Source organism: Paenibacillus sp. LRG-1 (assembly GCF_057220305.1).
This window is the reverse complement of sequence record NZ_CM170126.1, coordinates 3,021,053-3,042,298: the sequence shown is the minus strand read 5'-3', so window position 1 is coordinate 3,042,298 and position 21,246 is coordinate 3,021,053. Positions and strand designations below refer to the sequence as shown.

Below are 21,246 nucleotides of genomic sequence, written 5' to 3'. Positions count from 1 at the left end.
GTTTTGATTGGTTCCTGTCACCTTATCATCAAATGGATTGCTGATCAGTGTGGTCGTATTGACGGACTCCATACCACAAGCTGTAATGCATTGGGTTCAACGTACAAAGAGGAGTTGAAGGATCCGTCTTGGGTTACGATTAGGTCGTCCACCAGCTAGATGAGGCTTTCAACGTAACTGAACTGTGAAAGTAAAGGCTTGAAAAATAAAATAACTGTAGTGGGTGAATAATATATGCAGGTAACAGAAGTTAAAAATCAATCCGATAGCATCCTTCAGGAAGAGGATAGAAAACTTACTTTCCGGGAGAAAGTAGCTGCCAGTCTCGGAGGGGGGATTGGGACACTCCATTCTCAAATGATTGCGATGTTCTTGCTTTTTTTCTATACGGACGTGATGAAGATCAGTCCAGCCTTTGTAGCAGGGTTATTTCTGGTTGCTCGTATTATTAGCGCTGTTTTAGTACCATTGTTTGGGGTTTTTATAGACAAGGTGATTACCCCCTGGGGAAAATATGTTCCATGGCTTATGTTACTAGGGGTGCCTACTGCTATTTTTGGGTGGTTAATCTTTACTGATTTTAACCTAAGTCCTACTGGTAAGATAATATATGTGTCTGTAACCTATCTGCTATACAGTATATTTTCTGCAGCTCAACAGGCACCAGGTAATGCAGTCGGTCCTGCCATTACAAAAAGGGTTGATGACCGGATATCAATGGGACAGATTGGATTTTTCTTCATCATGATAGGCGCAATTGTTGTATCGCTAGGCGCTCAGCCTCTGTATAAAGCTTTAGGGGGCGGCAATGACGCGAAAGGGTTTTCAATGCTAATGGGAGCAATCGCTGTTATTGGTATATTGGCATCCGTTTTTCAAGTAAAGTCCTTAAAAGAAAGATATATTGCAGAACCTAAAAAGGAAGAAAAGAAACATTCACTGAAGGAGATGTTCTTAGCTACATTTACAAATAAAGCGGCGGTTATTATATACGTATACGTTTTGGCGATAACTTTATCAAAAGGCATTAGAGATGCTATCATGATCGATTATTTAAAATATTACTTCCATAATGAGAATCTATTAGTGGCTATGGGGTTCATCAGTTTAGTCCCAGCAATTATAGGTAGCATGTTAGCTGCTCCAATAACGAAACGGATTGGCATAAAAGCCAATATCCTTACTAGTGTAATTATGAGTGTGGTGACCTCGGCTGCCATTATGTTCGTACCTGCTAGTTCCACTGGTGTGACCATTTTCCTTGTTTTGAGGGCAATTGACGGTTTCTTTATGGGAATCTCTACCCCACCCCAGAGCACAATGATGCCGGCTGCAATGGATTATACCGAATGGAAGACCGGTATGAATGTAAATGGATTCATGGGTTCCATCCAAGGCGTTATGACTACTATAGCTACGGCTATTGCAGGCTCATTGACTGCAGGAGCACTGGCTTTGGTTGGGTATGTACCAGGAGTAGAACAAAGCAGCGAGACAATATTGGGTCTAAAAATGTTAGTGGGGGTTATTCCGGCTTTTGTTCTACTATTTGCAGCATCTGTGGCCTGGTTTGATCTAACAGAGGAAAAACAGGTGCAAATTGCGAAAGACCTAGCAGAACGCAGGAAACAAAATGCTTAATAAAATCAAGGTAAGTTAAAAATACCAAGTTGTTGATGATCTGCCAGCCACATAAACAGGATATTTTCTTTTTACAGAGATGTCCCAATCGATGATTTTTTGTATCTTTAAAAAAGCAGGTATATCTTCTAAAAACATTTCGGTGTATTGAGTTGAAAATCTTTTGCATTGGTTATAATCAACGTATAAGAGATCCAACTCTTGAACAGACCAAGACCCAGGTCGCTGGTAGCGAACATGGGCCGCATCAATAGTACCGCCTATGTTGCCCAATCGTACATGAGGCGTTTGCCCTTATGTACGGTTTTTTATTTTGCTATCTGATATATCATCTAAAAGGAAAAGGAGATGGTTCGAACTGCAAAAGGAAAATCAGCGACTTCATTTTGTCCGGTTGTTCGGCACGAGTCGGAAGAAAGCATCATTCTTTCTTCCAGGCAATCAGTAAAAATTTGAAAATGTGCAAATGTAGCTGCAAACAAAGGAATACAATCTGTCCGGGACGCTTCAGGCCGCTCATTAAACTTCTGAGGATTTGAAGCCGACGAACGCGTTTTGAAAATAGTAGTCGAAGTGGATAACACCGTACAGAAAGGATGCATAATTGCTTGAATGGGTCCATTCGATTCAACTGTAGGTTAAACAGTCTAAGGCATCTATGGAACAGGCGTGGGTAAAGTGCACCAAGCTTATGCTTTCCATCTTTCCGTTGAAGCCACTTGAAAATGCACAGGCGTAAATGGGTTCGGAGTATTCACCGTTGCAGGATGTCAATAAAAATGCTTATGAGCAGGAGGTTGGGCAGGTCGGTAACCGCTACAACGACTGCATAGTCTGGTTCAAGATTGACAAGTTAGAGGGGAGTTAATGAAATTGAATAAAAGAGAAGAAAAGGAATTCCATTTTTTTAAAGATCAGTTTTTTGATTATTTTCTTCAATTTTTACCTACATTCTCTGAGAAAGCAGTGAACAAGATACATTCCGGTAAAAGTGAAAGGCTCGATCAGTTGCATCGGGCTGAATTTGTTGGCAAAAATGAAGACATGGCGACAAAATACCGCGAGTAAGGCCTCGCAGAGCAGTTAGCATTTATAGAACCGGACTAGATTGAGAGAGTTGAAGATAATATCTTCGCTGTTGTACTGATATGTATCATTTTTTCAAAATATAGATTTTAATAACTGTTCGGAGGGATTATTTATGCGTTTAGAAGGTAAAGTAGCTGTCGTTACAGGCTCTGCATCGGGCATGGGCAAAGCAATTGCAGAGTTATATGCGAAAGAAGGAGCAAGGGTTGTCGTCTCCGACATCAATATTGAAGGGGCTAAAATGGTTGCAAAGGGGATTAAATCAGATGGCGGCGAAGCAATAGCTGTTAAAACGAACGTTGCCGATTTGAATGACATTAATGTGATGATTGATACAGCCGTTAAAGTATATGGAACACTCGATATTTTGGTTAATAATGCCGGCATTATGGATAACATGGCAGCTGTAGGAGATGTGAACGATGAAAAATGGGATCTGATTTTTGATATTAATACAAAAGGTATTATGCGAGTGATTCGTAAAGCGATCCCGATCTTCCTAGACAAAGGAAAAGGCGTGATTATAAATACGGCATCGACGGGCGGTTTCAGTGGTGCACATGCGGGCGTTGCTTATACGGCTTCTAAACATGCTGTAATCGGAATTACGAAAAACACGGGTTTCATGTACGCTCAAAAGGGCATTCGATGTAATGCAATTGCGCCAGGAGCGACGGCTACAAATATTGTTTCCACTATTAACAACTTGAATGAGTTTGGTGCTTCCCGAACGAAGGTTACACAGGGCGTTATTCCTCGCGTTGGACAAGCAGAAGAAATTGCAAAAGTAGCCCTTTTCCTGGCTTCAGATGAATCGAGCTTTGTAAACGGTGCTGTTATAGCCGCTGACGCCGGTTGGACGGCAGGTTTCTAATCTATTTTTATATAATTTGCATGTATCTTTATATAATACTTTTTGTATTAAAGTTATTGAAAATTTAACCGTTGATTAATTGAGCCATAGTTGTGAGGGCTTTATATGTAAGATCAAATTTATATATCAATTCTTTTCTAATGACACAATAATAACTATCCATTTTATTACTTGTAGAGGGGAGAAAGACGGGCAACGTCGATTTTGTAGATATGGCAATTGTTACTCCAAGAAGAGAGTGAGAGGTTCACATCGGAAAACATGTTGAAGTACGAGATCGCGTTGCAAATACCACTAGTTATCTTTAAGAAAATAGAATTCACTTGGTCGAAATATCTTAATGTATACAAGTTCAACAAAAGCTGTAACACCAATGCATCTTAACGTTAGCCGTTTACAACTATCTAAGGGGTGGGGACTATGAATTTGTTAAAACAGTATGAAGTATTTAGTGCTACTAATTCATTTCCAAAAATGGACGAAAATTTCATGGTTCATTACCCTTTTCAAGATCGTATAATACTTAACAGTGATAATGAAACCGTTCTTAGTCTTATTGGAGCCTTTACTATTATTTTATGGAGAAACACATCGGACTCTAAGGTGGTACTTTCTTTGAATTTTGGTTCTCCTATACCAGCAAATGTTGAAGATAGATTAAATGCAGGCATGTCAAAGATACATCGCCACGATTATATTGAAATCGCTTATATTGTAAAGGGAGAATTGAGTCAACTGATTGGTGGCCAAAAGTATACTTTTAATCAAGGAAGCGTAGTCATTATTGACAGAAACAGCGAACATGCAGATTATGTGAAAGAACAGGATAACTTCGTTGTATTTATATGTATGAAAGAGGATTTTTTTGACGAAATGTTTCTTTCAGAAATAGAAAACAGCAATGTTCAACAATTTATAAGAAAAGCCTTATTGAAGCAGAAAAATTTAAGACAGTTTCTACAATTCTCACCAAGAGGTAAAAAGGATGTTATCCTTCCACTAATTGACCAAGTTTGCGCTGAAAAATGTGGGAATAAAAAAGGGGCAAATTATATTGTTAAAGGACTCATGATTCGAATATTTCATGTGTTGACAATGGACTTTGAAGTAAACCTTACTAAAACTCAGCTAAAAAAAATGAATGATCTTCTTTTTTTGGATGTAGAAGAGTATATAAGAAAGAATTATAAAGAGACTTCTTTAAAAGACCTTACCAGTCGCTTTCATTTTCAAGAGGATTATTTCACTAGGCTTATTAAAAAGCACACCGGGCTTACCTTTTCAAAGTTTTTAAGAAAAATTAAGTTTGCAAAGGCAGAGGACATGCTTCTGAACACTCGTATGTCCGTTACCAAAATAATAGATTCTATAGGTTATACAAATCGTAACCATTTTTATAATGTATTTCACAACCTTCACAAAATGACTCCTGAACAGTACAGGCAGAATAAAAGGTCCGATAGTGAATTAGTCGGAAATGAGCACACTTGATAATAAAGTCATCGGAAGGGGGCAATGCTTCCTTCTATTTTTTTTGTTACCTTTATATTAGCTATATGATAAGACTTACTTGAAGGGTGGAAGGAACATGATCCGTAATTCTTTTAACGATGGATGGACTGTTGGGCCCTCTACAGGTTTCTTTAACATGACTCCAGGTGAAGCACCTAAAAAAGTCACACTACCGCACGATGCTGTGATTACTCAGCTAAGAAAGAAACATACAGCAAGTGGACATAAAAAAGGGTATTTTCCTGATGGGACATTTGAATATGTAAAGAAATTTTTTGTATCAGAAGAGTACAAAGAAAAAAGAGTCACCTTTGAGTTCGAGGGTGTGTACATGAATGCAATGGTGTATATCAATGGTGATTTTGCAGGACAACATCCTTACGGATACAGCAATTTTTATATTAAGGCAGATCGCTTCCTTAAATACGGCGAGGAAAATGAAATTAAAGTGGTGGCAAGGAGTAACGATGATTCCCGTTGGTACACGGGGGCAGGGATCTATCGCAATACTAAAATTATGGTCTCAAACTCGGTTCACATTGCGGTTGACGGAGTGAAAATCACAATCCCGGATATTTTAAGTGAACGTGCGAGTGTTATAGTAGCAACAGTTGTGGTAAACGAAGGTATGAATCCACAGTCTACCAAGATTATCACGGAAATTGTAGATGCAGATGGCAATACGGTTGCTTCTGATACAGCACCTTTGACTGCTTTTAATAATGAAAGTGCTAGAATTCGCCAACGCCTATATATAAAACAGCCTAAGTTATGGAATGTGGGCACCCCTTATCTGTATACGTGTAGAAGTAAGGTAATGGACGGAGACTATTTAATTGATGAAGAAACGAATACATTCGGGATCCGTTCTCTCTCTCTAGATGCAGAAGATGGTCTGCGTATCAACGGAGAAATTATTAAGCTTCGTGGTGCATGTATACATCATGATCATGGCGTGATTGGCGCTGTTGCTATTGAGCGTGCCGAAGAGAGACGGATTGAGATTCTAAAAGAGGCGGGATTCAATGCAATTCGCAGTGCTCACCATCCCATGAGTAAACCCTTGCTCCAAGTATGTGATCGTTTGGGGATGTTAGTGATGGATGAAAGCTTTGATATATGGACTCAGAATAAATGTGATTATGATTACGCACTGAATTTCCCTACCTGGTGGGAAAAAGACATCGAGTCGATGGTAGATAAAGATTTCAACCATCCGTGTGTAATTATGTATTCTATTGGAAATGAAATCCCGGATACCGGTACTGCAAATGGTGCAGCCTGGGGCAGGAAACTTACAGAGAAAATTCGCAGCTTAGATAGTACCAGATATATAATCAATTCGATTAATGGTATGGTCTCTGTAATGAGTCAATTGCAATCAATAATGCAAAACAGAAGCGCTACAGGTGATGTAAATACGTTAATTGCAGATGCTAGTGATATGATGAAAAATATTCAGAGTTTGGAAGTTGTTACCCAATCCACTGCTGAATCCTTTGCAGCGGTAGATATAGCAGGATATAACTATGCGGACAATAGATATGTAACAGATAAAGGACTTTTTCCTAACCGGATTATCTGCGGTACCGAAACATTTCCCAAGGATATCGCCAACAACTGGAAACTTGTAAAAGAAAACGGGCATGTAATTGGCGATTTTACATGGACTGGTTGGGATTATCTAGGAGAAGTTGGGATTGGCAAAATAGTATATGACGAAACCAGCAAAGGCGAGGGTATGTTTGGTGCTTATCCTTGGCTAGTTGCAGTTTGTGGTGATATTGACATAATTGGAAATCGCCGTCCTATCTCATTCTATCGGGAAATCGTATTTGGGCTAAGGAATCAGCCTTACATTGCTGTACAGCGTCCTGAACACTATGGGAAGAAGCCTACTACAACACCGTGGAGTTGGAGTGATTCCATTTCAAGTTGGAGTTGGGACGGGTATGAAGGTAAGCCTGTAAAGGTAGAGGTGTATTCAGATGCTGATGAAGTAGAACTTCTGGTAAATTGTAAATCTATTGGGAAAGCCGGTACCGGTGAAGACAATGCGTTTAAAGCAGAGTTTGATACAGTATATATACCAGGTGAGATTGTCGCGGTGGCTTACATCGATGGAAAGGAAACAGGACGTTTTTCAATGATGTCTGCCAGCAATGAGGTGAACCTGCAGGTAGACGTAGACCGTACCTGGATTGCAGTCGATGATAACGATCTGGCATTCATTAATATTTCCCTGATTGATGAAAAAGGAATTATTAAATCACTTGCTGATCGTAAGGTATCAGTCAAGGTAGAGGGTGCAGGTATGTTACTCGGCTTTGGAAGCGCAAATCCGATGACAGAAGAAAATTACTATGATACGGCGCACACTACGTTTAATGGAAAAGCGCTTGCAGTTATTCGTCCAACAAAAAGTGGAATTATTTGTGTGACTGTTGAAACGGAAGACTGCATTGCCCAAACGGTTAGGATTGAGGCTACCAATAACATTTAGATCCACTGGGGTACTGATAATAAATGAAGGTGTCCTGAGCAATGGGCTATCAATTTCCAAATTAAGCAGTAGTCACAATTAAGTATTCGTTTTATCTGGAGGGAGCGCTTAGAATGCTTACGAACGAATGAGAAAACACTTGTCTGCTAATGCAAGTTGGATCAAAACATTAGAAAAGAGAGGAAACGATTATGACTAAAAGACTGGAAGGCAAAGTAGCTATTGTGACAGGATCTGGACAGGGGGTAGGTAGAGGTATTGCTCTCAAGCTGGCTCGCGAAGGAGCCAAGGTAGTAACCAACAACCGCAAACCAGGCTCGACTGGAGCAGCTTCCTTTAAGAAAGAACTTGACGAACAGTTCAATGAATCTGAAAGAGAAAAGCTTCTCACTTTAAACGGCGATGCTGAGAGTACCGCTAACGAAATTATAAGAGAAGGGGGGGAGGCAGTTCCCTTTTATGGAGATGTGTCTGACTATACCTCAGCTGGAAAGTTGATTCAAACTGCAGTCGATGCGTTTGGAAGGGTTGACATATTGGTTAATAACGCCGCAGGCTTAGGATTCGGTATGTTGACAAATACGTCGGAGGCGGACTGGGATTATCAGACGGTGCCCAAGCTCAAGGGTGCATTCAACTGTATGAGCCACGCCATACCGTACATGATTAAGCAAAAGTTCGGACGTATCTTAAATGTTGCTTCCGATGCATGGGTGGGAATAGCCGGGCTCGGGGCATATAGCGCTGCTAACGCGGGGATTGTCGGTCTGACCAAGGCGGCATCCAAGGAATTGTATCAGTTTGGTGTAACCTGCAATGCATTTTGCCCACAAGCCGCGTCACGTGGTCATGTTAACTTCGGTGCTACGCTGAGAGGGTTGATGGAGGCTCAGGGCATCACCATGAAAGTTGACGAGACAAAGATGAAAGAAGTCGAAGAGGCGCACGGACCAGCAGAAAATATGGCTCCATTCGTAGCTTATTTGGCTACCCAAGAAGCAGCCTATATAAGTGGAGCGGTATTTTCGGTAACAGCTAACGGACGGATTACACTTTACTCAGATCCTGTATCAACGCACGAGATAAAGAAAAACGATGTCCCATGGACTATGGAAGAGTTGATTAAGGTAGTTCCAGAGAAACTATTAAAAGATTATGTGTCCATAGCCACGCTTAATGAGTGGTCTTGATTTCGGTAGTCTTGTTCGTCTGGCTGTATGGGAAGAATCGTCGTTACTTCTAGTCGGACGCCATGAAGCTACAATCACTGTCACTGATTGAAAACGGCCGGTTTAAAAAAACAAAAAAACAACTTGAATTAAAACCAAGTTGTTTTTTTGTTTTTCATGGATGGGTATTAGGGAAGTCACTACATGGATACAATAGGTGTTCTCGTAATGTATTTAAAGAACATTGTGTAAGGACTTCCTTACGAGGTTCAACCAGCTCCAGACGAAAACAATGATGTGGCGCAGTGTCGGAAATATTTATAAAGGCAACCCATAAAATATGGGAGGGTACCTTTTATGATTAGATGGCTTTTTGAGTAGCTTACATAAAGATCATTAAGCAGTTCTCTCTTTTCAAACCTGTTTATGCCCATGAGGACCGGCAAGTTAATCAAAGCGCCGCAAGAGCTAGAAAGCGCACCCATGTGCATTTGCGATAAATTGATGTCCGTTTATCCATCTTGCACAAACATTTTAAAAAAGTAACGGCTATCAGCGCTACAGCATTAAAAGGCTATCCGATCGCAGGCAGCACGCCGCTTATTTCTTTCGAATGGATTAGATGCTGTCGATGCGAGCTTTCGCCTTGGTTACGAGAGCCCTTCCCGCATGTTTGGGCGGTCACCGATGAACGATGTTAAGCATCTGCGTGATTCTATAAGTGTTCCGGCTGAAATGCATCTTAAAAAATACCCATCCCGTATGGATGAGCAGTAGGTTCTAAAATAATCATTTGCCCTATCGTACATGAAGCTATGCCTTTATGTACGATTTTTTTATTTCGGCATTTAATCTAAGATAAGTAAGAGAAACCAAAGTAAAACTAGGAGGAATTGTTTTAATGACTAATATTAACTCTGATTGAAATGATTATGATTTTTTTCTTTTGTCGGGGCAATTCTATCATCGATCCATTTGTTATTATTGGCTTCAACCAGTCAGCATCTGGGCAATCTGGTCACTTATCGTTATTCTTTTGACCCAGCAAATACAAGAGAATATCATTTCTTTGTTCACCCTTTGACAGTGATTATTCTCGTGCTGGTTATCCCAATATATATGATAATTAAAGTCATCTTTAGTAAGGTATATTTGCTTTTTTACAAAGGAAGATGGGGAAATTTATAATTAATATTGAATATTTAGCATACATACATCTATTTTGCCCAAACGTACACACGTGCTCGCCCATACGTACGTTTTTTTTAACTCCATAATTTTGTAAAATGGCTTGAGACACAGTTTTACTTACTTTTAACTATGTTACAAAATGATAAAATATAAATATAAGGTTTTTTTGTATGCAACTAAGTTAGTTGTATGGCTATTCATTTCCAGAATTTTCTGTTGGACCAAAGTAATAAAGAGGTGAACTATGGGTAAAGAATCCAATGATCAAGACCACGATGTAGACTTAAAGATAAACAATAGCGAAAGTGATCGGCTTAACATATCCAGAGTTCCGATTATATTATGGATCACTCTGATCTATGGCGAGGGAATTATTTTTCAAAATATATATACACCACTACCGCTTCAAAGCATATTGTTCTCTTTGGCCATGATTCTGCACGTACTTTTGTACTGGTATGTTCGTAAAGTTCTATACTACTGCTCATGGTTTTATTTTATTATTCAAGGAGGAATCATCTTTTCGAGCGTCTTTCTCCTGCCTGAAAGCTTTCCGATTGTGCTGACTGGTTTAATCCCGGCTTTAATCGGTCAAACCATAGGGGTTTATTATCATGCGAAAAAAATTGTGTTGCTGTTTTTTAGTTTCTATCTTCTTTTTTGTTCTTACATTATATGGAGTCACGATAGCAAAAACTCAGTGCTGTTTATTACGTTGCTCATTCTCATAGCTATTATCGTAGCTGCATATGCTAATCTTTTCTACAGGCAGGTCAATGCGCGGATTCGTACCCAAAACTTTCTTACTGAGCTGGAACTTGCACATCAAAAAGTGGAGGAGCTTACGTTAGCCAACGAGCGGCAACGCATGGCGCGGGACCTGCATGACACACTGGCTCAAGGTCTTGCTGGCCTGATTATGCAGCTGGAAGCCGTAGATGCCCATCTGACACAAGGCAGCTCACAGAGAGCCCATGAAATCGTTCAGCAGTCCATGTCCCAGGCACGCAAGGCTTTGGCTGACTCACGCCGGGCTATAGATAACCTGCGTTCAAAATCGGCTTCGGAAGTGGACTTTGCGGATGCAGTCCGGGAAGAAGCGCAGCGTTTTACGATGGCTACTGGCATTCGAACAGCACTGGACATCAAGATTAAATCTTCGGTATCCAGGTTGTTGATTGAGCATGGGCTACACATCATAAGTGAATGTCTAACGAACGTAGCCAAGCATTCGCATGCTAAGAACGTAGGGATCAATATTTTGGATAATCAAGGTAAAATCTATATAGAGATCCGTGATGATGGAAAAGGATTTAATCCGGATATCATCGCCAGACGATCAGGACATTACGGACTCATAGGCATTCACGAGCGTGCGCGTCTACTGGGTGGAACAATACAGATCAACAGCACAGCTCAAGAAGGTACGTCTATTAAAGTAGAGGCACCTCTTACCAAAGGAGACATAGCATGAAATTTAAAATACTAATCGTAGATGATCATTGGGTGGTTAGAGAAGGGCTAAAACTTGTTCTAGAGACAAATGACAGCTACGAGGTTGTCGGTGAAGCCGAAGATGGGGCAACAGCTATTCCCCTGATTGAGGAACTTCAGCCGGATGTCATACTAATGGATTTATATATGCCTCAAATGAGCGGGTTGGAGACAATGAAAGCTTTAAAAGAAAGACAAAATGACACACCAGTTATTATCCTGACTACCTATAACGAAGATGATTTAATGATCCAGGGACTGTCTTTGGGGGCAAAAGGATATTTATTAAAAGATACCAGCCGTGAGAATCTATTTCGGACTATTGAATCTGCATTAAGGGGAGAGACACTTCTTCAGCCAGAAATTACAGCAAGAGTTTTTGCTAAAACAAGTGAGAGAGAGGTCAAGAGTGAGCAGCGGGAAGATACTTCAATTCTGACCGAGAAGGAAAGAATTATATTACAGTCCGTTGCACGGGGGCTTAGGAGCAAGGAAATTGCGTTCGACATGGGGACTTCGGAGCGGACTGTGAAAGCACATTTAACGAACATTTACAATAAACTCGGTGTCGATTCCCGATCCGAAGCGGTAGCCGTGTCTCTGGAACGAGGAATTCTGCATCGTTAAAATGGTAAATAAAAACATATTCAGTTCGAATTTGCCCTTTCGTACATAAGGAGCCTGCCCTTATGTACGATTTTTTTTTTTATAAACTGCTGTACTATGAAAAAAAAGGTATGCAGTTTAATATTATGGATTGCTCAAACTGCTTAAAGGAAGTCGAGGAGGATGAAATTGTTGAATAGGACACGAATCAAAATGCTAGTCACGGGAATAACTTTCGCTATGGTGGTTTCCGGTTGCTCAAGTGCTTCGGAGGATACCACTGTAAAATCCGGTCAACCGGTACACATTCAAAAAGTAACGATGAAGCCTTTGGCTAATGAATTTAATCTGGCGGGAACATTGCAGGCCAGCAATCAAACCGCTGTTTCCCTTGAAGCGAATGGACGTATTTTAAATACGACGGTTGAAGTGGGGGATCAGGTACAGAAAGGGGCAGTCCTCGCGAAATTGGACACAACCACTTATCAGTTGCAGCTTGCTCAGGCCAAGGCAACTTTGGAAAAGGCCAAAGCCGGTGTTAGCCAAGCGGACGCTTCTGTTCAATCGGCACATGCAAGCATTCGTAACGCACAATCCCAGATTAATTCAGCCCAATCCAAATTGCAGGAATTGAACAATGGAGCCAAAAAACAGGAAATTGCACAGGCGGAAAATGCGGTTACTGCGGCAACTAATTTGTACAACAAGAAAAAGGCAGATGCCGTCCGGACCCAAAGTCTATTTAAGGCAGGGGCAGTATCATTAACAGAAAATGAAAATGCGCAGCTGGAAGTAACGAACGCACAAAAAAGTTTAAGTGATGCGCAAGAGCAATTGTCCCTTTTGCTTGCAGGGGCTTCCCAGGAACAGCGTACACAAGCTTCGGCTGGCGTCGATCAGGCGAGGGCTGGGCTGGAGTCGGCTAGGGCTACTCAGCAACAAGGGCAGGCCAGTAAAGCCCAGGCACAGGCTTCCTACGAGGATGCGGTAGCTGCTTATGAACAAACGGCTTTAGCTCTTAAGAAAGCCACTTTAACATCCCCCATATCTGGTGTTGTAATTGAGAAAAAGGTAGCTGATGGTCAACTGGGCTCCAGCGGGAGTGAAGCGTTTATTGTCGGAAACATCAGGACTTTAAAAGTGCTCCTGCCCGTACCGGACAGTGAAATCTTATCGTGGAAGAAAGATCAAAAAGTAAATATATCTCTATATAATGAAATAAGAACAGGAACCGTTACCCAGATCTATCCATCGACTAACTCCAAAACGGGAAGCATCAATGTGGAAGTCAGCATTCCTAATCCTGAGCTAAATTGGAAGCCTGGTCAAGTCATCAGCGCATCTAAAAGCATGAATCAATCCGAAGCATTGTTAGTGCCAGTAGAGGCTGTAATTAGCACCGGAGTTGACCCTTATGTCTTTAAAGCTGTAAATGGCAAGGCCGTTAAAACAGCGATTAAACTGGGAAAAGTTACTAATAATCAGCTCGAAGTTGTCTCTGGACTACAAGCAGGCGATCAAATCGTTACACAAGGAGCAGGAACTTTATTTAATGGCGATTTACTCGGGAATGATGTACTTGGGAAATCGGAGGAATCGTCCAAATGATTAAATACATCGTTAAAAAACAGAAAATTACACTTATTTTCTTTGGTATGTGTATTGTGCTAGGGCTCTACAATTTTACATCGCTACCTAAACAGGAGCAGCCTGATGTTATTCCCATGTCAGCCAGTGTTACAACCGTCTATCCGGGCGCCTCACCTGAAAGAATTGAGCAAACCATTACTAAGATATTGGAACAGAAAATTAAAGAAGTGCAAGGTGTCAAAACGATTTCTTCCACTTCATCTAAAGGCCAATCCAGCATAAGTATAGAAGCTTTAAATGATGCGGATCCGACAAAAGTGTGGGCTGATCTTCGTACAAAGGTGCAGGATGCACAGTCTGAGCTTCCAACAGATGCCAAACAGCCCATTATCAATGATAGCATGGCAAGCTCTTTCATAGGTTCATATGCGATTACTTCTGATAAAGTTGAGAATTTATACTCGTTAAATGAATTGATGAACAAATGGAAAGATCAATTAAAAACGGTTTCAGGTATTTCGAAAGTTAATATTCAAGGAATACCAGATCAAGAAATACGTATCAGTTTAAATACACAAAAAATGCAGCAATATAATATTTCCTGGGAACAGGTTGTTCAAGCAATCAAAGATGAGAATGATAGAGTTCCTACAGGAAGTTTAGATTTCAATCAGCGTACTTATCAGATGACGGTAAATGCCTCAACTGATCCATCTATCCTAAATAACGTTCAGATTTCAAGCAACGAAGATGGGTTTCCGATATCTTTGAAGGATGTAGGTACAGCCTCGCTTGTTTTTAAAAAAGCGGGTAGTTATACGTATGTGAATACCAAGCCTGCTATTTCGATCAGTTTGAGTGGAGATACAGGCACAGACGTGCCAACGGTATCTAAAGCGGCAACAGCCAAAATCGATGAACTGGCAAGTAGCTTGCCTAAGGATGTACATTTTGAAAAGCTCTTTGCACAAAATGATCGAGTAAGTGAGATGTTTGGTAATCTCACCAAAGAGATGATCATCGCTATTATATCGGTCATTGTTATTTGTACATTAGGATTAAATTTGCTGACTTCTGCGTTTGTTGCCTTGGCTATTCCTGTTTCTATTGCTATCAGCTTTATTGTCTTGCCTACAACAGGGACAACGTTGAATCAAATTTCAGTTATCGGATTAATCATTGTACTAGGTATATTGGTTGATGATGCCGTCGTGGTCAATGACAACATTGAACGCCGACGCTCTGAATTTGGAGAAGATGCTACGGAGGCGGCAATTAAAGGAACGAAAGAGGTCTCCTTATCAATCATTACAGCCACGTTAGCTACGATTGCAGCATTTGCCCCGCTTTTATTTCTGCCGGGCAATATTGGAGACTTTATTAAGCCGATTCCTACCGTTATTTCGTTAACGATGTTGGCCTCGATGATTATGTCGCTAACGATCATTCCTATTTTCCGTCAATGGTACGATAGCCGTCGTAAGGGTAAAGAACGTAGCAAAACGACCAAGCCCCCGGGGCTTCTTGGTAATCAAATACAGTCTCTCTCCAATGCGTACTCTAAAAACTGGATGCCGAGAATATTGCGACGTCCGCTTTTCACAGCGCTTATAGGTCTTATGATTGGTACAGCAGCCTACGGACTGCTTGTTATTGTTCCCATTGAATTATTTCCGGAATCCGATCAAGCGGATGCCACGATCAGCGTAACGATGCCAGAAGGAACGTCGTTGCAGGCAACCAATCAGGTTGTAAACGAGATTGGGAACTGGGTCAAAAAACAGCCGGAAACAGAGAGGTTGTCGGCAACGGCAGGTGGAGGAGCGCCTCAGATGTACAGCGATGTTGCAGGTGGTCACGGCTCTGGGGGAGCGGTAAATGGCCAACTTGCTGTCGTTGGAAAAGAGGGGCTATTTGATCTCAAAAAAACAGTGGATAATTGGACCCATACGCTACAAGCTAAATATCCATCTGCATTGATAAGCATTCGGGTTCCTCAATTAGGTATCCCGGTCGGCAGTGCGGTGTCTATCCGTATTAAGGGAGAAGACATCGGAAAACTACAAAACATGACAGCTAAAGTCAAAGAAATTGTTGCGGGGACCCCCGGAGCTGTAGATGTGACCGATAATATGGGTATGCAAAGCTATAATCTGAATTTCCAAGTCAATCAACAAGCCTTGGATAAATATCGGGTTAGCTATTCCAATTTAACGCGTACTTTGCTATTAATGGGTGACGGGGTCAATGTAACGGATTTTGATACGGGTAAGGAATTGCTGGATATAAATATATACATGGACAAGCCAAACAATGATCCTGAGGTATTGTTCCAACAATTAAGTGTGACCAATGCGACAAAAGAGCAAATCCCCTTATCCCAATTAGTCACGATGAAACCGGACTTTTCCATCCAGCAAATCCACCGTTATGATTTGGAACGGACGGTAACAATTTCAGCCAATGCAAATGGGCGTACGGCTACGGAGCTCACCCAGGACATCCGTAGCAAACTTACCAATACACAGTTTGAACAAGGCTACACCTGGGAGATGGGAGGGGAAACATCCGCGCAGTCCGATATATTTAAGGATTTGGGCAAATTAGCCGTTATAGTTATTTTTCTCATTCTGCTCCTGATCACAATGCAGTTTTACTCGGTCTCCACACCACTGATTATTATGACCACTGTATATCTGGCAGCGGCAGGAGGAGTCCTAGGGAGTTTTATCTCAGGTATGCCAATCGGATTCATGAGTATTATGGGGATTATTTCTCTTGCTGGTATCGTCGTACGTAACGGTATCGTGTTGATAGAGTTTATTGAAGACGCGCGGCGTGAAGGCGCTGAATTAACAGAAGCTATCTTAATGGCATGCTCTGCCCGTTTCCGTCCGATCCTGCTTACTTCACTAACTGCGATTGTGGGTATGATCCCTATTGCCACAATAGGCGAGATCTTGTTCAAACCGTTGGCAACGACCATTATATTCGGACTGATCTTTTCAACCATTTTAACATTGTTTGTGGTTCCGACTCTTTATATGGTCGTAGCTAATCTGAAGCTGAAACGGAAGCATAAGAAGGAAATGAAAATAAATAACGATAGCTCATTGTCTTTGTAGCTGTTATAAAAGATAGTTAGGTTATAATTTTGCTTAAATACTACCCGATCGTACATTAGGCTGTTTGCCCTAATGTACGATTTTTTTCTTTTGTTGGCGTAATTGTCACTGGACAAGTATGCTCCAGCGGTATTTGAAATACGAGGGTTAAAATTCAACAAAATTCATGGATCTTTCCAGAGGCTGGCCGGCATGGGTGAGGGAGGAGGCTCTTATGATCGCGGCGTTTCCATAACGCTCCTTGATGCTTTCTGTGGCTTTCTCCAGTGAGCGGGCGCATTCCTCATCTTCAAAGAAGGACAACTGGTACGTTTCCGCATCTGTTAGACCGCCCAGACGCCGTACCGGCATATGGTTCCAGAACTTATAGAAAATCTTTTTGACGGCTTCGTAGATTTTATTCGTATTATTGATCGGTCGGGAAGCTCATCTGGCGTGAAAATCCGGTCGGTGCTTCATACGGGCTACACATGCAACCGACGGTAACGACAGCCCCCATATACCCTTTGCGCCGTAATCTTTAGGCAGGGTCAACATATGGCCGATTGACTTCTGAGGGATGCTAGCGACGGGGCTGTTGTCCAAGCCGTTAGCGATTCTCCACATTTCTTCAGCCGATTGTTTGCTGAAATGAGCGCGGAATTTGCGCTTAAGCTCGGGCAGTGGCGTTCTAGCTATATCCCCGATGGTGGTCATGCCGAGTCGTTTCTGGAATCCCAATTGATATAACTGCATGCAGCTTAGATTGTTGGTCTTTTATTTGTAAATTATCGAGGCTAGAAAGGGACTGCATATAGACTAAGACGTTTTATAAAGGAGATTCAATTTTTTTCACATCTTGTAAGAAATAAGTCCCGAGTTTAAAATCTATATATAGTTCATAATGCCCACTTAGTAGGAGGAGAATCATGGCAAGAAGAAAAAGTAAAGCGAAACAGGAAGAAGAGTTTTTCCAAAGCCTGGCTGGAGTGGTCATGCTCGGAGGAATTGCAGGTACTATTCGCTAACCAAGTCTCGGGTGGCGTCATCATTTCCCTGAAATTTTTTTCTACTGCCTCTGAAGCTAAGAAATACGCTCGTATTTTAGATGATCAAGGTTGCAAAATCGTTAACTACACACCATCCAAATATGATGCTTTACCAGCAGATTCGTATTATGACCATAATTATGAAACTGCACATCATGTCATTGGTCAAGAATACGATCAGGTGGCAGCCATCATGGATCAATACTTCTATTATGATACTGAGGGAAAACTATTCACGCGTGGCTTTAAACCTAATTATCATCCAACCAAAATGTTATTTCAAATCCTAACGAGAACACGAAAAAAGCTTACCCTTATTATCATCCGGAATGAAGAGGTGCTTCAGACGTGTCTAAACATTTTGCAGGGCAAATAAGAAGAATGGGCTGGTTTTTATACTTAAGATAAGGTGCATCGGAGATTTTTATGCTATCTTGGATTATTGATTGTAAGTTATCAACAGACTCTTTTTCTCACAACGTATGTCACCTAAAATGAAAATGAATTTAATTTTTTATAGGAATATTCCCTAAAAAAGAAATAATTCAAATTATAAGTTTTATTGTTTTTTCATTTGCATGAGAAAAGTTATAGGGCTATGATTGGTATAACAACGGTATTTGAACATACCTATTCATGAAGATAAAGTGTATTTTGAAATATCTGATGAAGGTTAAAAATTCATTCAAACCAGTCTTGTAGTAGTTACTTAAAATGCTTAGACATTCATTCCCACAGGCTTGGAACTAATATTAAAGTTTTAAGTGATGTGAACAACAGGATATTAGGTCTCTCAAAAGCCTGATGATACAGATTGAACTGATTTATAAAACAGAAACTAATAATTGAACTTCTGGATGGTGCATTTATGACAATATCTTTATTAAGAAACTACCAAAAACTCACTAGGTCAAGAAGTGATTATGGTGATTTAAAGAAATGTGAATTTCATATTCATACTCCTGCCTCTCATGACTACAGATTAATCCCTAACAAATTGTATAAGAATCTCACTGAAGTTGACGTTGTTAAAGTAGCTTACGAGATGGAAATGCTAACTGAAGAACAAAGAGATTTCCTTTTTAGAGAAATAGAATCAGGTTACTTTGAAGGAGATGACTATCGCCAGCAATTACAAAAAACCCCTTTCACTTGTTTTAAAGATTATCTCGCATTCAAATTGGTAGCCCATAAGTTATATGAAAATGAAATTCAAGTGGCTGTTGTTTCCGATCATAACACCGTTGATGGATATAAAAAACTAGTATATGCATTGGATGAATACTTCAAAGAAAGAATTAAAGGATCAGGATCGAAACATCAAATAACCCTGTTATTAGGTATTGAGATTTCATGTTCTGAAACAATACACCTTGTTGGCATTTTTGATAATCCGATGTATTTCGCTGTACAGAGACTTATTGAGGAATGCATCCCTTCAAAGGTGTTCGGAACATATGAAACGAGCCTTTCAATGATTGAAAAAATAAATAAAATCGGAGGAATAAGCTATATAGCTCACATTAATTCAACTAATTGGTCAAACACAACACAACTATATAAGCAAACTTTATTTAATCATCCGTCTCTTAATGTTGTTGGGATAACCTCAACTGATAAAGAGGGACAATTAAGTAAAATTAATTCTTACACCATGACAAATCCAAATGAAAAATTTTGCGTGATACATGAAGGAGACTCTCACCAGCTGGATGAATTAGGAAAAAAGAACACTTGGATAAAAATGAGTAAAGCGAGTTTTAATTCATTAAAAAAAGCTTTTATAAATCATAAAATTTGTGTTTTCATTACTAAACCTGACAGTACAAATAAATATATTAAGGGCTTATTGATTGACCCGGGTGATGAAGGATATCTAAGAGGAAGAAAAGTAGATGAACCTTTTGTTGTGGATTTTTCTAGTGATTTAAATTGTATAATAGGAGGCAGAGGAACTGGCAAGAGCACAATGCTGAACATTCTTGAAGTAGTTTTTACTCTAGAAGTTTTATCAATGCCTGTTCTTAGATTCATATGTAAAAATAAGTTCATCCTTGTGTACTTTGTATATTTGCAAAAGGAATATCTACTAAGATTTATCCCCCAATTAAAAAAGAATCATGTTTCTAGTGATCGTAGTCCGTTTGAAGAAAAAGCATTTGTGAAATATGAAAAAAATAGCAAAAAAATTATATTAGAGCATCATTGGATCGAGTTATACCAAATCAGTAAAAGCAGTGATTCTGTAAATTTCAATATTATCTTGGATGTGGAGGAAAAAAGAAGAATACTTAATAATGTCTATAGGAAAAGTTATTCCATTAATAACATAGTAGAACAGATTAATAACAGCAAAATTGGTGATTTTATAAAAGAAGTTATTTTTAATGGCCTTCCTTTTGAACGTAGAGATGAATTTCTAGAAACGTTTAAAAAGTTGCCTAAAACACGATTAAGGACTTTTTTAGCTAAAGATCTCCCCTTACTCCATGAAAGTATGGATAAAAGAAAAATAATGATTGAAAGCAACTTGCAAGAATTTAATATGATTCATCATAACCAACTAAATATCGTATATTCCCCAAAAGCAATTGATTCCATAGACTATATAGAGATATTGACTGATCCTTTTATTAGTCACCAATTTCTTTCTGGATATAATATTACTTGGGGAGGAGTCGAACGATTTATCATTTCTGTTTCAAATAAAATAGGATTCATGAAATTTCTCACTCATTTGTTTCAAAACTCTTTTAAGAAGATTGAAGAACATGTATCCATTCTAGATTACCAATCAGATAAACAACCTTCATTCTTTGATGTAGATCAAGAGAGAAAGAATGCAGAGAAAAAAGATCTTAACATCGTATATGGTAAAATAAGAGACAAATTATTGACCGACAGAAATAAACTAGTAAGGTGCTTTCAAAACTATTTTGAAGTAATTGACGATTTCTCAATTTTATTTAATACTAACTCCAAAGAGATTGTCACTACCCTGTCACCAAATATGAAAGATATCAATGAAATTTCTTTAGGACAAAAAGTCGTTGCCATTTTAACTTTCATTTTTGAGTACGGTAAACATTTTAATGATAACACCCCTCTAATTATAGACCAACCTGAAGATAACCTAGACAACCAATATATCTATAAAAATTTAGTGAACAGTCTTAAACAAATTAAGAACAATCGTCAAATTATAGTAGTGACTCATAGTTCAACAATTGTTACTAATGCAGATGCAGAACAAGTAATCGTTTTGGATTCAAATAGTCAAAATGGATGGATTGAGAAGAAAGGCTACCCGGATCACGATGTTGTCACAAGGCATATAATTAATTACTTGGAAGGAGGAGAGGAGTCTTTCAAGCATAAAATCGGAATGTATAATAAAGTTCTTCAAAAATGAGGATTAATTGAA

Annotated in this window: 12 protein-coding genes and 1 pseudogene; 12 read left to right on the top strand and 1 reads right to left on the bottom strand. The window is 39.7% G+C overall.

Features of this window, described 5'->3' with window-relative positions; all coding sequences use genetic code 11:
* The first annotated feature begins 234 nt into the window (after positions 1–234).
* The 10 genes from ACUUJN_RS13295 to ACUUJN_RS13250 all read left to right on the top strand — a co-directional run bounded on the left by ACUUJN_RS13295 (position 235) and on the right by ACUUJN_RS13250 (position 16,794).
* Complete coding sequence (locus ACUUJN_RS13295) at positions 235–1,641, top strand: MFS transporter (protein ID WP_484668555.1); 1,407 nt, start codon at positions 235–237, stop codon at positions 1,639–1,641.
* Between the two features lie 873 nt (positions 1,642–2,514).
* The gene (locus ACUUJN_RS13290; RefSeq protein ID WP_484668554.1) at positions 2,515–2,709 is read left to right on the top strand and encodes a hypothetical protein; all 195 of its coding nucleotides are present in this window, start codon (positions 2,515–2,517) and stop codon (positions 2,707–2,709) included.
* A 133-nt stretch (positions 2,710–2,842) separates the two neighbouring features.
* Positions 2,843–3,604, top strand: coding sequence for an SDR family oxidoreductase (locus ACUUJN_RS13285; protein ID WP_076265063.1), 762 nt, complete (start codon positions 2,843–2,845; stop codon positions 3,602–3,604).
* Positions 3,605–4,024: 420 nt separating this feature from the next.
* On the top strand, positions 4,025–5,095 hold the full coding sequence (locus tag ACUUJN_RS13280) for a helix-turn-helix domain-containing protein (protein ID WP_484668553.1): 1,071 nt from the start codon (positions 4,025–4,027) through the stop codon (positions 5,093–5,095).
* Between the two features lie 97 nt (positions 5,096–5,192).
* The gene (locus ACUUJN_RS13275; protein WP_484668552.1) at positions 5,193–7,619 is read left to right on the top strand and encodes a glycoside hydrolase family 2 TIM barrel-domain containing protein; all 2,427 of its coding nucleotides are present in this window, start codon (positions 5,193–5,195) and stop codon (positions 7,617–7,619) included.
* Between the two features lie 191 nt (positions 7,620–7,810).
* Positions 7,811–8,809: an SDR family NAD(P)-dependent oxidoreductase gene (locus ACUUJN_RS13270; protein ID WP_484668551.1), complete on the top strand. Its 999-nt coding sequence runs from the start codon at positions 7,811–7,813 to the stop codon at positions 8,807–8,809.
* A gap of 1,414 nt (positions 8,810–10,223) precedes the next feature.
* Positions 10,224–11,453: a sensor histidine kinase gene (locus ACUUJN_RS13265; protein ID WP_484668550.1), complete on the top strand. Its 1,230-nt coding sequence runs from the start codon at positions 10,224–10,226 to the stop codon at positions 11,451–11,453.
* Entirely contained in the window at positions 11,450–12,100 is a 651-nt protein-coding gene (locus ACUUJN_RS13260) for a response regulator (RefSeq protein WP_431087907.1), read from the top strand. Before ACUUJN_RS13265 ends, ACUUJN_RS13260 begins: the two co-directional genes overlap by 4 nt.
* Positions 12,101–12,262: 162 nt before the next feature.
* Positions 12,263–13,687 carry an efflux RND transporter periplasmic adaptor subunit gene (locus ACUUJN_RS13255; protein ID WP_484668549.1) on the top strand — a complete coding sequence of 475 codons (1,425 nt, stop codon included), beginning with the start codon at positions 12,263–12,265 and terminating at the stop codon, positions 13,685–13,687.
* Positions 13,684–16,794, top strand: a complete 3,111-nt coding sequence (locus tag ACUUJN_RS13250; protein WP_484668548.1) for an efflux RND transporter permease subunit — start codon at positions 13,684–13,686, stop codon at positions 16,792–16,794. The genes ACUUJN_RS13255 and ACUUJN_RS13250 overlap by 4 nt, the downstream gene beginning before the upstream one ends.
* A 147-nt stretch (positions 16,795–16,941) precedes the next feature.
* Here the strand turns inward: ACUUJN_RS13250 and ACUUJN_RS13245 are convergent.
* A pseudogene (locus ACUUJN_RS13245) lies at positions 16,942–17,502 on the bottom strand (DinB/UmuC family translesion DNA polymerase); the annotation flags it as partial.
* Positions 17,503–17,781: 279 nt separating this feature from the next.
* On the opposite strand from ACUUJN_RS13245, the gene ACUUJN_RS13240 reads away from it, so the two are divergent.
* Together ACUUJN_RS13240 and ACUUJN_RS13235 are read left to right on the top strand one after the other, a co-directional pair.
* Positions 17,782–18,198, top strand: coding sequence for a hypothetical protein (locus ACUUJN_RS13240; RefSeq protein WP_484668547.1), 417 nt, complete (start codon positions 17,782–17,784; stop codon positions 18,196–18,198).
* 492 nt (positions 18,199–18,690) lie between these two features.
* Positions 18,691–21,234 carry a Spaf_1101 family AAA-like ATPase gene (locus ACUUJN_RS13235; RefSeq protein WP_484668546.1) on the top strand — a complete coding sequence of 848 codons (2,544 nt, stop codon included), beginning with the start codon at positions 18,691–18,693 and terminating at the stop codon, positions 21,232–21,234.
* The last annotated feature ends 12 nt before the right edge of the window (positions 21,235–21,246 follow it).